At 43.1% G+C, this 14080-nt stretch carries 11 protein-coding genes and 2 pseudogenes; 6 read left to right on the top strand and 7 right to left on the bottom strand.

Translation table 11 applies throughout. From position 1 onward, the window contains the following. Positions 1-131 (top strand): annotated as a pseudogene (locus tag O9323_RS08020) (IS630-like element ISMae24 family transposase); the annotation flags it as partial. Between the two features lie 26 nt (positions 132-157). Here O9323_RS08020 and O9323_RS08015 read toward each other — a convergent pair. Then, positions 158-381: pseudogene (locus tag O9323_RS08015) on the bottom strand (IS1 family transposase); the annotation flags it as partial. A gap of 61 nt (positions 382-442) precedes the next feature. On the opposite strand from O9323_RS08015, the gene O9323_RS08010 reads away from it, so the two are divergent. The 5 genes from O9323_RS08010 (at position 443) to lysS (ending at position 5688) form a co-directional block, all read left to right on the top strand. Then, positions 443-697, top strand: coding sequence for a hypothetical protein (locus O9323_RS08010; protein ID WP_002732278.1), 255 nt, complete (start codon positions 443-445; stop codon positions 695-697). Beyond that, positions 690-992 carry a DUF3181 family protein gene (locus O9323_RS08005; protein WP_002734773.1) on the top strand — a complete coding sequence of 101 codons (303 nt, stop codon included), beginning with the start codon at positions 690-692 and terminating at the stop codon, positions 990-992. The genes O9323_RS08010 and O9323_RS08005 overlap by 8 nt, the downstream gene beginning before the upstream one ends. Before the next feature lie 223 nt (positions 993-1215). Beyond that, a complete protein-coding gene (gene ald, locus O9323_RS08000) occupies positions 1216-2301 on the top strand; it encodes an alanine dehydrogenase (RefSeq protein ID WP_288124925.1) in 1086 nt (361 codons plus the stop codon). A 40-nt stretch (positions 2302-2341) separates the two neighbouring features. Continuing rightward, the gene (locus tag O9323_RS07995; RefSeq protein ID WP_004158479.1) at positions 2342-3121 is read left to right on the top strand and encodes an HNH endonuclease; all 780 of its coding nucleotides are present in this window, start codon (positions 2342-2344) and stop codon (positions 3119-3121) included. Positions 3122-4083: 962 nt separating this feature from the next. Beyond that, entirely contained in the window at positions 4084-5688 is a 1605-nt protein-coding gene (gene lysS, locus O9323_RS07990; RefSeq protein WP_288124923.1) for a lysine--tRNA ligase, read from the top strand. 245 nt (positions 5689-5933) lie between these two features. Here lysS and O9323_RS07985 read toward each other — a convergent pair whose 3' ends face one another. The 6 genes from O9323_RS07985 to O9323_RS07960 form a co-directional block, all read right to left on the bottom strand. Further along, a complete protein-coding gene (locus O9323_RS07985; RefSeq protein WP_002741401.1) occupies positions 5934-6590 on the bottom strand; it encodes a class I SAM-dependent methyltransferase in 657 nt (218 codons plus the stop codon). 100 nt (positions 6591-6690) lie between these two features. After that, a complete protein-coding gene (locus O9323_RS07980; protein ID WP_002731874.1) occupies positions 6691-7044 on the bottom strand; it encodes a DUF1257 domain-containing protein in 354 nt (117 codons plus the stop codon). Between the two features lie 135 nt (positions 7045-7179). Beyond that, positions 7180-8691: a stress-responsive protein Ycf46 gene (gene ycf46, locus O9323_RS07975; protein WP_016514970.1), complete on the bottom strand. Its 1512-nt coding sequence runs from the start codon at positions 8689-8691 to the stop codon at positions 7180-7182. Between the two features lie 79 nt (positions 8692-8770). Continuing rightward, complete coding sequence (locus O9323_RS07970; RefSeq protein WP_036395550.1) at positions 8771-9121, bottom strand: slr0373 family blue light stress response protein; 351 nt, start codon at positions 9119-9121, stop codon at positions 8771-8773. A 425-nt stretch (positions 9122-9546) separates the two neighbouring features. After that, positions 9547-10446, bottom strand: a complete 900-nt coding sequence (locus O9323_RS07965; RefSeq protein ID WP_288124922.1) for a glycosyltransferase family 2 protein — start codon at positions 10444-10446, stop codon at positions 9547-9549. Positions 10447-10527: 81 nt separating this feature from the next. Further along, the gene (locus O9323_RS07960) at positions 10528-13887 is read right to left on the bottom strand and encodes a type I polyketide synthase (RefSeq protein ID WP_288124921.1); all 3360 of its coding nucleotides are present in this window, start codon (positions 13885-13887) and stop codon (positions 10528-10530) included. Between the last annotated feature and the right edge of the window lie 193 nt (positions 13888-14080).

Here is a 14080-nt window from a genome sequence, read left to right as displayed (position 1 = left end):
AAATATTATGGAGATTTTTAAAATATGAATGGATTGAATTTAGCGCCTATAAAGACCGAAAGAGCCTCCTCGCTTACGTTAAAAAAGTGCTGGACAATTTTGGAGGCGAGTATGTAATTAATTTTGCCTAGGTACTTAGTAGTGCAAAATAAATTTCCTAGTGGCTGGTGATTCGGTAGTAGTGATGGCGGTTTAATCCTTTGCTTTGCTGTGCATTGTAGTCATGGATAAAATACCAAAGGATTCCTCAAGGTGATTCTCCATTTTTTTAGAGAAAGATAGACTCTCTCTCACCAGCCGAGAAATCCTTTGTCGAAAGGTATTATTTAATCTTTCAATAGGATTAGTTTGACCAGTTTCTTTCCCGACCAGTCGATGACGTTATCTATTGGCTAAAAAACCGGTACACTGATAACTGATAATTGACAACTGATCACTGCTTATGCCTCCTCGTTGGCCCCGTCAACCCGATCGCAAAAACGATCCCGCTTTCCGACGTTTAGATGATCGCATGAATTTCGCCGTTCATGTGGCGGCTTTTTTAGCGATTAATTCAGGGTTGTGGTTTTTTCATATCATTAAATTTTCCGATTGGACTTGGTTGAATCTGTTCACGGGAATTTGGGCTATTCTATTGGTGGGACATTTGATTTATATAGCGGCGATCGCTAACTACTCGGTAACACCCCATGGCTAACACAACTCAGGACATCGAAAATCTGGCCGCCCAAATCGGCGACAATATCTACATTGACGTGGCTAAATGGCATCTCTATCTCCGGGAGGCCCATTTACACAGCGTCGTTGCCGAAAAAGTCTTCCCTTTGCTCGAAAACGACAGTTTAAGTGAGAATGCAGTCATGTCTCTGCTGCGGGAGATAAAAGTCACCCTCGGAGGTGGTCATCTGCAAGTTTCTCTAGCGGATTTGTTACCCACCAAATGTCAGGTGGATTTAATCGATTTGCTGGAAGAATACCAAAAAAGTCGCTAAAATTCCCAAATAGTATGCCTGATTACTCGCAACTATAGGGTTGGCTGAATAAATCTAAAAACATTGTTCGATAAGTACTGGCCCTTGGAGTGATCCGGGGGGAAATTCCGGGACTTTTCCCCTGAAAATGGCTAAAACCCTACACCCTACACCCCACACCCTACCCCCACCGAAAAACTTTTTCAGCATACCCTAGTTAGAAATAGTCCCCCAGAAGCAAACCATGGAAATAGGTGTTCCCAAAGAGATTAAAGATCAAGAGTTTCGCGTCGGTTTAAGTCCCAGTAGTGTGCGTGTACTCAATGATCGCGGTCATAGGGTATTCGTGGAAACGGCCGCCGGATTAGGTGCCGGATTCAGCGATGAGGATTACCAAAAAGCCGGGGCTAAAATTGTGGAAAAAGCGGCACAAGTTTGGGATAAACCGCTAGTTGTCAAGGTAAAAGAGCCGCTTAAGGCAGAATACGGCTTTTTAAATAAGGAAGCTCTCCTATTCACCTATTTACACCTAGCGGCCGAGCGCTATTTAACGGAAGCATTAATTGAGTCGGGAACAACTGCGATCGCTTATGAAACGGTCGAGCTTGCTGATGGTCGCTTGCCTCTCTTAACTCCCATGAGTGTTATTGCCGGTCGTCTTTCGGTACAATTTGGGGCCCGCTATCTGGAAAAACAACAGGGAGGTAGGGGAGTTTTACTGGGGGGTTTCCCCGGGGTGAGTCCTGGACAAGTGGTTATCCTTGGCGGGGGTGTGGTGGGTACGGAAGCGGCTAGAATTGCCATCGGTATGGGGGCAAAAGTAACTATTTTAGATATTAACGTCGATCGCTTGGCCTATTTAGAGACTTTATTCGGTTCCAGGGTAGAATTGCTTTATAGTAGCCCGGCACAATTAGAAAATGTGGTTCCTAGGGCTGATTTATTGATTGGGGCAGTGCTAGTCTTAGGAAAACGAGCGCCGACGCTGGTTTCTCGCTCTTTAGTCGCCAAAATGAACCCTGGTTCTGTAATTGTCGATGTGGCAGTAGACCAAGGGGGCTGCGTGGAAACTCTGCGGGCCACTTCCCACAGTCAACCGACTTACCTGGAGTCGGGAGTAGTACATTATGGGGTGCCTAATATGCCAGGAGCAGTACCCTGGACTGCAACCCAAGCTTTAAATAATAGTACCCTACCCTACGTTATTAAATTAGCCGACCATGGGATAAAAGCTTTGGAGCAAGATGTTTCCCTCGCTAAGGGGTTAAATGTCGCCAATCATCGGTTAATTCATCCAGCAGTGCGCGAAGTTTTTCCCGATTTGATTTGAGCAGTAATTTCAGGGCTGATGGTGGTATTTTTTAGGGGTTATGACTAAGAATTTATGGACAAGGGATGAGCTGCTGATCGCTCTCAATTTATACTATAAATTTCCCTATGGACAATTCCACACCAATAATCCTGTTATTATCGAAGTCGCTGAAAAGTTACAGCGAACACCATCGGCCCTGGTGATGAAATTATGTAATTTTGGTTCTCTCGATCCCAGGCATCAATTGCGAGGAGTACAGGGTTTAAAAGGTATCAGTAAAGCTGATCGGCAAATCTGGCAGGAGTTCGAGGATAACTGGACAGAATTAGCCCTAGAAAGTGAGGAAAAATTACAGGTTCTTTTAGGAGTTATCAACGAACAGCAAGAGGATTTTACTAGACTTGATTTTTTAGAAAATATCAAAACAGAAACCGAGGCAATCAGAAAAGTTAGAATCGGACAAAACTTTTTTAGAAAGACAATTTTAGCCCTATATAACTATCGTTGCTGTATTACAGGAAATCCCATTCCTCTCTTACTAACAGCTAGTCATATATTACCCTGGAGTCAATTTCCCGAACAGCGTTTAAACCCTCATAATGGCCTGTGCCTAGCTCGTACTCATGATACTGCTTTCGATCGAGGTTTAATTAGTTTCGATGAGGATTTAAGATTAATTATTGGCCATGAGATCGAAAAAAAGGCTCAGGATCAAGGTAGCGAGACGTTAGAACTAAATTTTATCAACTATCGCGGTAAAACTTTAAATGTTCCCGATCGCTTCTCACCGGATTTGGATTTTTTAAACTATCATCGCTATCATATATTTCAGGGCTAAAAATAGGATAAGATAAGTTAAATTCTCAATTGCACTACTTTGTTTATAATTGAGTTTGTCTAAAACACTTTTGCAATTTCAGCTTGTGTATAAAGTTTTATCTAAGGATTCAACATTTCTGACCTATGCGGTTATCTATATTTTTCTCAAAAATAAGGAAATCAAGAATATTGATCAACATAAGTACCTAAGCAAAATTAATTACACATATCTAACCCCGCTCTTGCCTCTTGCCTCTTGCCTATCTTCACTAGGAAATTAATTTTGCACGACTACTTATTTATATAACTAATAAAAAATCTGCTATTCGAGGATTTGAAAATATATCTGGACTTCCCCCATACATAAATACTAAAAAATCAACAAAACCCTTACTGCAGGTCGCTTCTCAGAAAAAATTGCCAAGAGGCTACTGGGTACATTTTTCGCTTAAAAATGGACGTTCGGCGATGCTCAGTTGGGCCGTCGAGCCGCTGTACCATTGACTGTATCTGGAGTAGAGCGATGACCTAGAGTTGGCTGTATAGTGATCCCTAACCTGATGGTAACAGATAGTGTCATTAATCTCTAGAGTAAGCGATTCCCTCTGTAGCCATGTTTTTGCTGGTTTTCTGCCCCGAAACAAGCTATAACGGTCCAAAGGTCAAATTTGAAAGTTTTTGCCTCAAACCCTATCCGCGTAAAGACTTCAGGATTTTGTGTCCAGTAGTCCATTAGTATTGTGTTGATTTAACTCAGGCTCTGTAAGACTTTTAGCCATAGTTAGTATGTTTATACGGGGAAGTCGAGGCATATTAAAGATATCTTGTCTTTAATTAGATGGCACAAAGAAGACTACCCCCTGAACCCAGGCCAAAGATTTACACCTCATCTCGACCTACTCCAGATAACCCAGTATGTCAAGTGTTAGATATTCCTTTAGAATGTAAAATGTAAAGACTGTAGATACATAAGGTTAATTCATGTTTTGGGCTGACAAAATTGCTGCGGATGCACAAGGAAACCAAGTTGTCAACGATTCAAAAACCCCATCTGGAAGAGTTCATGTTGGATCGTTGAGAGGGGTTGTGATCCATGATGTGATTTATCGAGCCTTGAAACATTCTGGTAAATCATCGAAATTCCTCTATGGTGTTGATGATTATGATGCACTTGATACTGTTCCCCATTATCTCGATCGAGAGAAGTTTGCACCTTACTTAGGGTTTCCCCTTTGCAATGTCCCTTCACCGGACAATAGTGCCAGCGATTATGCAAAGTACTTCATGGGGGAGTTTCTAGAGGTTTTCGAGCATTTGGGGGTTAGACCAGAGGTTTACTATTTGCGTGATCTATACCGCTCAGGTCGCTTGAATTCCTACATCGATACCTTCCTCAAAAACGCTCATTTGGTCAGACAAGCCTATCTAGAGGTGAGCAAAGCGCGTCGGCCAGATAACTGGTATCCCTTTCAGATCGCTTGTGAAAATTGCGGCAAGATTGCAACAACGGTTGTGTCAGATTATAACGGGTCAGAAGTTTTCTACACTTGCAAACCTGATGCAACGGATTGGGTTCAAGGTTGTGGTCATTCAGGCTGGGTTTCTCCTTTTGATGGCAATGGTAAATTACCTTGGAAAGTTGAGTGGGTGGCAAAGTGGGATCTATTGGGAATCACCATTGAGCTTGCGGGTAAAGATCACTCCCAGAAAGGAGGATCTAGAGATGTTGCGAATGCAATTTGCCGAAAAGTGCTACGAAAACAGCCACCTTTCCATTCACCCTACGAATTCATTTTGGTCAATGGCACGAAGATGAGTTCATCAAAGGGGGTTGGTTCAAGCGCCAAAGAAATTGCTGAGTTACTTCCTCCTGAGCTACTTCGATTTTTAATGCTACGAACTCAGCCTAAGACGGTTATTAACTTTGCGCCCAATTATGAAACGACAACCAGGCTATTTAGAGACTACGATTCTCTAGCTGATAAGTATCAAGCTTTATCAGCAGATGCCCAGCAAGAATCTGCTTTGCCTGAAGAGTTAATGCCATTGTTTTACTCTCAACTTGATGGAGCAATTAAGCCTTACCATCCTGTTGATCTCAGCACGCTGATTTCTTTACTGCAAGTGCCTCACCTCGATATTCGTCAAGAGATTGAAAAACGTAGTACTCAGCCTTTAAAAGAATATGATTGGCAAATTGCCAATCAAAGGATTTCAGTTGCCCAAAAATGGTTGGCGGACTATGCTGACGAAGAAGAGAAATTGGTTCTTTATCTTGACAGGGTTCCTGAGAAAGTTAGGGACTTGACTCTGGAACAGGTTGCTTATCTCAGACAGCTAACTCATAGCTTGACAGATGTTAAGGTTTGGGAAGCTGACGAATTGCAAACAACTTTATTTGCAACAGCAAAAGAGTTAGAAATGCAGCAACCCCTTGCATTTAAAGCTGTTTATTTATCGTTCTTAGGTAAAGAGCGTGGGCCAAAAGCTGGAGCTTTGCTGTCATATTTAGAGCGTGATTTTGTGATTGATAGAATAAAAAATGTAGTAGGTTTTCTTGAAAAAATGCCAACGATTTCGAGGTAATTATTGATGTTCAACAACTTTAGAGAGTACTTACACCAGTTTGCATTATCAGTTGATATTGTAGATCGAGATATTCTTGTAAGTATTCGTTAAATCCTCTGGCAATACTTACACAAATCTCTTAGTTTACAGTTTGCGGAGGAATTACATCCAACACAAGTGAACAATAAACCAGGACAGATCAAATAGGCTATTCCAACGAATTACAGATATTATCGGAATAGCCATCTGATTGTTAACGGTGATTATAATCCTAGAGAAGATTCTTTTTTTCCTATCACTGCATAGAAGGGATCAGCAACCATAATTCCTAACATTTGCAGGAAACTGGGGGTAGTAGCAGGACGAACGATCGCCTGTACTTCCCTAAATCCCGCCACCGATTTAAAATAGGATTTCACTAACGCTACCCGGCCTAAATCGCTATTATCGCGCCAAGCAGCGATCGCTTTTTGGTAAAACATCCGATTGGAAAAACTGACCACCACCAGACCATTAGGCTTTAAAATGCGATACAGTTCCGCAAAAATCGCCTCTGGATACTGCAAATACTGCACCGACACCGTGATTAACACCGCATCAAAAGAACTATCCCCTAGGGGCAATTTTGGCTGTGCATTGAGATCTTGGACAAAATAACTATGCAAGCGGGGATTTTTGGCTAACTCCTCCCTATTCATCCCGTGACCTTCGATATGCTCGAATTCCATCTCCTCCGGTAAATGGGACACCCAGCTGCTCATCAGGTCTAAAATGCGCGTATTCGGCGATAATATCTCTCGGTAGAGAGCGGTTAATCGATCGATAAAACCCTCATCCACGTGGGTGACAAAGCGGGGAAAAGCATAAAAATCGCTGTCTTTGGTCGGATCGAGTTTAGTTCTTTCTTCGGGTCGGAGCATTTTTGTCAAGTTAATTTTACTATTCTTAACATACCCCACAGACAGAAAAAAGGGTTAACCGAACTGGTCAACCCCTAGGCTTGGGAACGCGCTGTAAATCTTAGCTTTGAACGACTAGCTTAACGTTAGCGTTTTGCAGACCGCGCTGTTTCACTTCGGATAGGGTTTTGTTCACAGCGTATTTTTGGTTGATCGAGTTGATCAATTCGGTTTGATTGTGTTTTTTGGCTACACCCCAGAGGTCAGCGATTAAATCGAAACTGCCGTCGGTATTGCGGGACCAACCGAGATCATATTCGCCATCGAGAACAGCAACGATGTCGGAGCGAACCCGTTGACCGTTGTAACCACGAACATCAGCTTCGGTTTTTACGCTAATACCGAGGTCGCGGAGAGAAGCTTTGAGGATTTCGGCATCGGTGATTTTGGTCCGGAGAGTGCTGAAATGAGACATTGGAATTTCCTCTTTGTAGATTAAGAATTAACAACAACAGATTGAGAGTTAAAGAGTGCCGCCAAGCGGCTTTTCGAGGCATTGCTAGTCCCTGAGAACTAGCCTTTCATCCCGTTGGGAGCGGGCGAAAGTCTGTTAGAACTCCAATCGCTGGTACTCAGCGACGGAGGCCGAAGCAGGTCGGGCGCGTTGTCTGGCCCAATCACGCAGGGCAGTTACCTGTTCGGTCATGGTGCGAGATAGGGGCAGAGTCGCCTTAATCGCCGCAATAATGTCTAATTGCGTGAATTCGCGATCTTGGGCGAAGGCCTCATACATGGCGGCAATCAGCGCCTGTTCTATTTCCGCACCGGAAAACCCATCGGATACCTTGGCTAACTGCTCCAAATCGAAGCGAGAAATGTCGGAGCGTCGTTTAGTCAGGTGAATATTAAAGATATCTTGTCTTTCTTCGGAATTGGGCAAATCGACAAAGAAGATTTCATCGAAGCGCCCCTTACGGAGAAATTCCCCCGGTAGCCGTTCAATGCGGTTAGCTGTGGCCATAACGAAGACGGGCGAGGTTTTTTCCTGCATCCAAGTCAGGAAGGAGCCGAAGATGCGGCTAGAGGTTCCCCCATCGGAATCGGCGGATCCTGTACCACCAGCAAAAGCTTTATCTAATTCATCGATGAACAGAATGGCTGGAGAGATGGATTCGGCAGTTTTTAGGGCATTACGCAGGTTGGCCTCGGACCGTCCCACCATGGAACCATCGTAAACCCGTCCCATATCTAAGCGCAGGAGCGGTAAACTCCAGAGGCGCGAGGTGGTTTTAGCGATTAAGGACTTACCACAGCCCGGTACCCCTAAAATTAGCATTCCTTTCGGTTGGGGGAGTCCGTAACCTCTGGCTCTTTCTGTAAAGGCGTTTGAGCGCTGTTTTAACCATTTTTTTAGTTCTTCCAGACCGCCGACGGCATTGATGGTCTCGTCCTCTTCAATGTATTCTAAGATTCCGTTGCGGCGAATCAGTTGTTTTTTCTCAGAAAGGACGATTTCTACCTCGTCTTCCGTGAGTTTGTTCGCTTTTACATAGGCCTTGCGGTAAACTTTTTCGGCTTCATCTTTGGTTAAACCCAAGGCCGCTTTCAGGAGTTTTTCCCGGACTTCTGTGGTGGTACGACGATTTTGATTTTTGCCTAGGTGTTGCGAGAGAACCGTATCCAACTCTCCCATGTCCGGCAGAGGAAAATCTAGAACTACCACGTCTTTCTCTAGTTCTATGGGGACTTCTTGCAGGGGAGACATTAAAATAATGATTTTTTCGGTTCCTTTAAAGCTGGCGATCGCATCTCTTAACCAGCGAGTCACCGGAGCAGAAGTGATGAACGGATGCAGGTCTTTAAAGATGTAGATACCCCCTTCCCGTTGACGCACTACCCATTCGATCGCCGCTTCTGGCGACACGGTATTATGTTGACTGGTTTGGCGCGGTTGACCCAGTTCGATCATGCCGTGGGTGACAGTCCAGACAAACACCCGTCGATGTTGTGTATTTAGTTGGGCTATTTTGCTGATGGCTTCTTCCGCCCTTTCCTCCTCGGAGGTGACGAGGTAAATCAGGGGATACTGAGCCTTGACGAGAATTCCTAGCTCTTCTTTCATAACATCGACCCTATTTGTGGTAACGGTTTTGACCTTGGGCGGCTGATGGCTGTAGATGCCTTGTTCGGCTACTGAGAGTTTAGCAGGGAACTAAGGCTGCTTCTCCTTCTGTGGTTCCTTGAACGCCAACGGGTTCGGGAACTTCGAGCGGGAACTCGTCGCCCACTATTGCGGGCTGGCGTTTGATCGACCTTAGCCGATCTTCTTTCATTACTAAGGCGGCATCACACTCGGGACAGACATGAACCTGATAGGTTTTGCCGTAGGCGGCGGCTTCGATTTCTTCTACCTTTTCGGGGTATTTTAGGTAGAAAGCGATCGCTTTTTCCACCAGCCCTGACATCGATTCTTCATCGATCGCGGCTTTGATTTTCAGTTGACGATGGACTCCAGGGGGAAGGTACAGTGTGACTTTTTGCTTGTCTTGCATATCACTAAATTGATTTACCCGGGTATGTGTCTCTACTATAACCACTGTCTTTCCCTCCTGTCAAGATGGTAAGCTGTTATAACGGCATAATTGTAACATTTCTTTACAATTGGTAGGTGTGGGGTGTGGGGTGTGGGGTGTGGGGTGTGGGGTGTGGGGAAGTGGGGAGATGGGAGAATAAATAAAAATAGTCTCCTCTCCTGCCTCGGAGCCTCCTGATTGACAATTGGCCAATTTTGTGATCCGCGTGGGCATTTCAGGTGATACCAGTCAATCAGAATAGTTACGAAATCTTAACAGTTGGTCGATTCTTGCTTAACAATTGAGATGGCAAATTCCACTCAAATATTCCTGAATCGCCCTCTGGGTGAGCAACTCACATAAAGTTAATTTTGTCAAGGATTGTTAAGATGCGCTTACCCAGCTCACCACCTCTTGATTTTATTTTTCAATCTGACAAGGAGATGGCTATTGATAGAAAGTTTTTTTACTACTTGTTTGCCATATTCTCTGTCTATTACTAATTCCTTGGCTTCCTTCAGAGGAAATAACATAGAGTGCTGGGGAAGATTGCTTCTGAAATCATAGGGGTTTTTAGTATGGGATGCTTCTTCCCCGAAGCCAATATTAGAAATTAAGTTGACTGAGGGAACCACTTCTAATCCTGAGTGGAAAAGGCATTGAAACATCCACTGATAGTCCCAAGTATCAATTTCTCCTCTATAGGCTTGGGAGAAAACTTGGTCGTACCATTTAAATATTTGTTCATCCTCGATAAAATCTTTAATTTCTTGCCTGATTTTTCGGTTTGACCATAATTTAATCTCATAGTCATAGCCTTGCCAAGCTCTTTTCCAAGTGGCCCATCCCCAAATGCCCCCACAAAAGGAAAAATGATAACTCTGCTGCTCTGGTTTCCATTGTCCTAACCAGTTAGTTCCGCTGATACTCATTATTTTTGGCTCATTTCTATATTTCTCCAATAGTTGTTCGCAAAATGGAAAAAAAGTTGGGTGGGGGAGGCAGTCGTCCTCTAGGATGATGGCTTCCTCGACTTGCTCAAAAACCCAGCTAATACCTGTAGATACCCTGCGTCCGCAGCCTAGATTAACCTCTGAATAGTTCCTGAATACTTCACAGTCCCAATCGATTTGTTCGACAACGGCACGGGTGGCAGCGCACTTGTCGCGGTCGTCTGGTCGAGCGGAGCGCGGACCGTCGGCAATGATAAACAGTTTGTTGGGTTTGGCCTGACGAATCCCTTCAAATACCTTTGCTGTCAGTTGAGGTCGGTTAAAGACAAAAAAAGCCACTGGAGCCTTCATCGAAAATTTTCGATGATTTTTATGTAGTTTTTCCCAACTTTTTTTCGGTGACGACTGAAGCTGTCTTCTGCCAATTTCTCCTTAACCTGTGAGAGCTTTATCTATGCACACCTTTAATTTTTCAGCCAGAACTTGGACATTAGGTTCTTCTAATATGCCTATATGACTGCCAGGAATTTCGTAAATTTCTAACTCCCCATCTACGAATTTCCTCCATCCCTCTTCTGGCGATTCAATGCTATAGCTGACAGAAAATTTATCCATCGCTTTAAAGAAGGTCACTCTACCTGAATAAGCTTTAGGAGTGTAAGCCTTACTAATTTGGGTAATTGGGTCTGGGTTATAAATGTGCGGTAGATACTGATCCCCATATCTGAGGCGGATGAGCTTCATTTCCATCCTTTTCTTGATTCTTTCGAGCCATTCAGCGGGACTCAGCCGTAATAAATTAGAAAGCCTCTGGGGGAGTGGCAAGAGTTTTCCTCTAACCTCTATATAAGAATCAAACAAAGCCAGGAATGCTACCTGCTGACCTTGTGCGACTAGCTGCTGAGCCATTTCGTAGGCAACCAGACCACCAAAGGACAGACCCATCAGAAAGTAAGGACCCTCCGGCTGGAGTGTTCGCATTTCTTGAATGTAGTGAGCCGCCAAGTCTTCTATTTTAGGTAAAGAGAGCGCCCTATCCGTCGGCTCTGCCATTCCATAATGGAGAGCATAAACCGGCTGTTCTTGTCCTAGATAGCGGACCAAATCTCGGAAGTAAACATGGTGGATGCCAAACAGAGGAGGGCGGGAGCCACCGGGTTGAATGGGAACGAGGGAGTACCAGGGAGATGTCCCTCCTTGGTGGCGCAAAACCTTCGCCAGCTGCTCAACGGTTGGAGCTTGAAAAAGTGTGGTTAAGGGAAGTTTTTTATCGAACGCTTTTTCAATTTGGGCGAATAGCTTGACCCCCAGCAGAGAGCGTCCCCCTAAATTGAAGAAATTGTCTTTGACTCCGATAGTCTGGATTCCTAAAACCTCTTGCCAAATCTCGGTCAATTGCATTTCTAAATTATCACGAGGAGCGATAAATTCTACATTCAAATAGTTCTCTTGATTATGGATGCTTTGTTTATTTGGTATTTTAGGTGATACATCAATCCAGTATGATTGACCCTCAAAGGGATAGGTAGGGACTGAAATAGGATAACATTGTTGATAGTTTGCAACTTTAGACCAATCAATTTTCACTCCCATTAACCAAAATTTGATTAAAGTGGAAAATAAACAATATAAATGATCAGAACTTTTTATTTCTTCAGGACTTTTTGTGTTATAATTATCAAGTTGTTTGAGATGTTCATGACTTTTGATCTCCAGAGAACATAGATCTAGCAAAATTACATTAGAATCTGATAATAGGCTAGGTAAATTTTCTGCGTTCATGTTATTGATATTAAATTCTTTTTGCCACTGCTTATAGTCAATAGTTTCATGGATTTTAATTGTCTTACCACTGAGAGGTAAAATTACGGGAATTTTTGCGGCTTGAAACTTGGGAGGTGATTCAATTTTTTTATCTTCTATGATTAAAGAAATTGCCTCTTCTACAGTTAAAATTCCCGCCAATACTAAAGCAGCATAATTTCCCAGACCATAACCTATACAGATTGCTGGTTTTATTCCCCAGTATTGCCATAATTGAGTCATCGCATATTCACAGATAAAGTTGACTACTTGGCTAAGAAAAGGGTTTTCTAAATTTTCTTCTTCTATTAATTGAAAAAATGATCTTGTCGAATAAGAAGAAATAAGTGGTTGCAATTCTTCTAGCAATGAATAGATGGCTGGATGACTTTGAGCAAGGGATTTAATAATTAGTTTAAGTTTCTGGCTTTTTCCAGAAAAAATAAAACAAATTGGTGCGGATTTTTGCCTTATAACTTGTCCACTGAATACACTTGATAATGCTTCTTGGCGAACAATCATATTTAGTTGCTCTTGCAATTGTTCTTTTGATTCAGTGATCATAGCTAGACGGTGGGAGAATTGAGATCGCCTAGTATTAGCCATAAAACAAATATCGGACAAAGCGACTTCAGGGTTATCTTCTAGGAAAGATTGATAACGTTGCACCAAAGCTTGTAAAGCAGTAGAAGTCTTGGCGGTTAGGGTAAAAACTTGTAAAGGAGAAAGATTAGGTTCAGCTTTTGCTTGAGACGGGACTGATTCTAATATCAGATGAGCATTCGTTCCCCCCAGACTAAAAGAACTAACCCCTGCTCGAATTGGCCCTGTTTCTTCGGGTAAAGTTTCTAAGGTTTGTTGTACTTTTAGTCCTAGTTTGGCAAAAGGAATGGCAGGATTAGGCTCTTGACAATGTAAAGTGGGGGGTATTTGACGGTGATAGAGGGAAAGAGCAACTTTAATCAACCCCGCAATACCAGAAGCGCCCTCTGTATGACCAATATTGGTTTTTACACTGCCCACCCGACAGGGATTATCAGCAGTTCGATCTTTGCCAACTACTGTTCCTAATGCCTTCATTTCTAGGGCATCTCCAATGGGCGTTGCCGTACCGTTAGCTTCAATATAATTAATGGAATTGGGATTAATTTCTGCCCGTTGATAAACTTTTTGCAAGAGAGCAATCTGGGCTTGCATATTGGGTGCGGTCAAGCCATTACCACTACCATTGTGATTAACGCCACTCCCCCGAATCACAGCATAAATGCGATCGCCATCCGCTTGAGCTTGGGATAGAAGTTTTAAGACAACGACTCCGATGCACTCGCCCCGAACATAACCATCCGCTTTAGCATCAAAAGTTTTACACAAACCATCGGCAGAAATCAAACCCGCATTGACATATCTAGAGGCAATCACGGGAGAAAAAGTTAGATGTGTACCACCTACTAAAGCCAAACAAATGTCTTCATTCCATAAGCTTTGGCAGGCACTATCTATGGCCACTAATACAGAAGAACAAGCGGTATTTATTGTTATACTTAAACCCTGAAAATCAAAATAGGAAGAAATCCTATTGGCTAACATACAGTCGAGAGTTCCAATGGTGGTATTAAAGGTTGAATCTTCAATTAATAAATTCGGATATTCACTACCAGAAAGCCCAATAAAAACGCCAGTATCGGTCCCTGCTAAATTAGCGGGAACTAGCCCAGCGTCTTCTAAGGCTTCCCAAGAGGTTTCTAACAAAAGTCTGTGTTGAGGATCCATCTTGATCGCTTCTTCCGAAGAAATGCCAAAAAACGCCGCATCAAATTTATCTATGCCATCGAGAAATCCCGCCCAACCTGTCATCTGCGTAGGGCGATCTATAGGGTCTTTAGTTATCTTATGTACGCCATTTTGGAGTATCTCCCAAAATTCACTAGGATTATTGGCTCCGGGAAAACGACATCCCATACCAACAATTGCGATGGGCTGTTTAATCATTAACTTTTGTATATACTGTGGCCATGTACACTTGACTACTATATCAATATAATTTATGATCAGTCAATCTGAAGCATGGAATAACTTCCTTGGCTTTATCCGTCAAATGTAAACGAGGTATCTCTTTTTATGGTTTTGGCTTCCCTTGTCTCAACATCTCAGACTGGCTCTCTTGAATTACTGGCTACCCAGC

The organism is Microcystis sp. LE19-131.1A (genome assembly GCF_027532015.1).
Classification (GTDB): domain Bacteria; phylum Cyanobacteriota; class Cyanobacteriia; order Cyanobacteriales; family Microcystaceae; genus Microcystis; species Microcystis ichthyoblabe_A.
Note: the sequence above shows the minus strand (reverse complement) of the source record. Positions and strands in the feature narration are given on the sequence as shown.

Bases quoted from the DNA above. Each gene is read 5' to 3' on its own strand.
- O9323_RS07995 (WP_004158479.1), top strand. From the start codon at position 2,342: ATGACTAAGAATTTATGGACAAGGGATGAGCTGCTGATCGCTCTCAAT.
- O9323_RS07965 (WP_288124922.1), bottom strand. From the start codon at position 10,446: ATGAAGGCTCCAGTGGCTTTTTTTGTCTTTAACCGACCTCAACTGACA.
- O9323_RS07970 (WP_036395550.1), bottom strand. From the start codon at position 9,121: ATGCAAGACAAGCAAAAAGTCACACTGTACCTTCCCCCTGGAGTCCAT.
- O9323_RS08010 (WP_002732278.1), top strand. From the start codon at position 443: ATGCCTCCTCGTTGGCCCCGTCAACCCGATCGCAAAAACGATCCCGCT.
- lysS (WP_288124923.1), top strand. From the start codon at position 4,084: ATGTTTTGGGCTGACAAAATTGCTGCGGATGCACAAGGAAACCAAGTT.
- O9323_RS07985 (WP_002741401.1), bottom strand. From the start codon at position 6,590: ATGCTCCGACCCGAAGAAAGAACTAAACTCGATCCGACCAAAGACAGC.
- O9323_RS07960 (WP_288124921.1), bottom strand. From the start codon at position 13,887: ATGATTAAACAGCCCATCGCAATTGTTGGTATGGGATGTCGTTTTCCC.
- ald (WP_288124925.1), top strand. From the start codon at position 1,216: ATGGAAATAGGTGTTCCCAAAGAGATTAAAGATCAAGAGTTTCGCGTC.
- O9323_RS08005 (WP_002734773.1), top strand. From the start codon at position 690: ATGGCTAACACAACTCAGGACATCGAAAATCTGGCCGCCCAAATCGGC.
- O9323_RS07980 (WP_002731874.1), bottom strand. From the start codon at position 7,044: ATGTCTCATTTCAGCACTCTCCGGACCAAAATCACCGATGCCGAAATC.
- ycf46 (WP_016514970.1), bottom strand. From the start codon at position 8,691: ATGAAAGAAGAGCTAGGAATTCTCGTCAAGGCTCAGTATCCCCTGATT.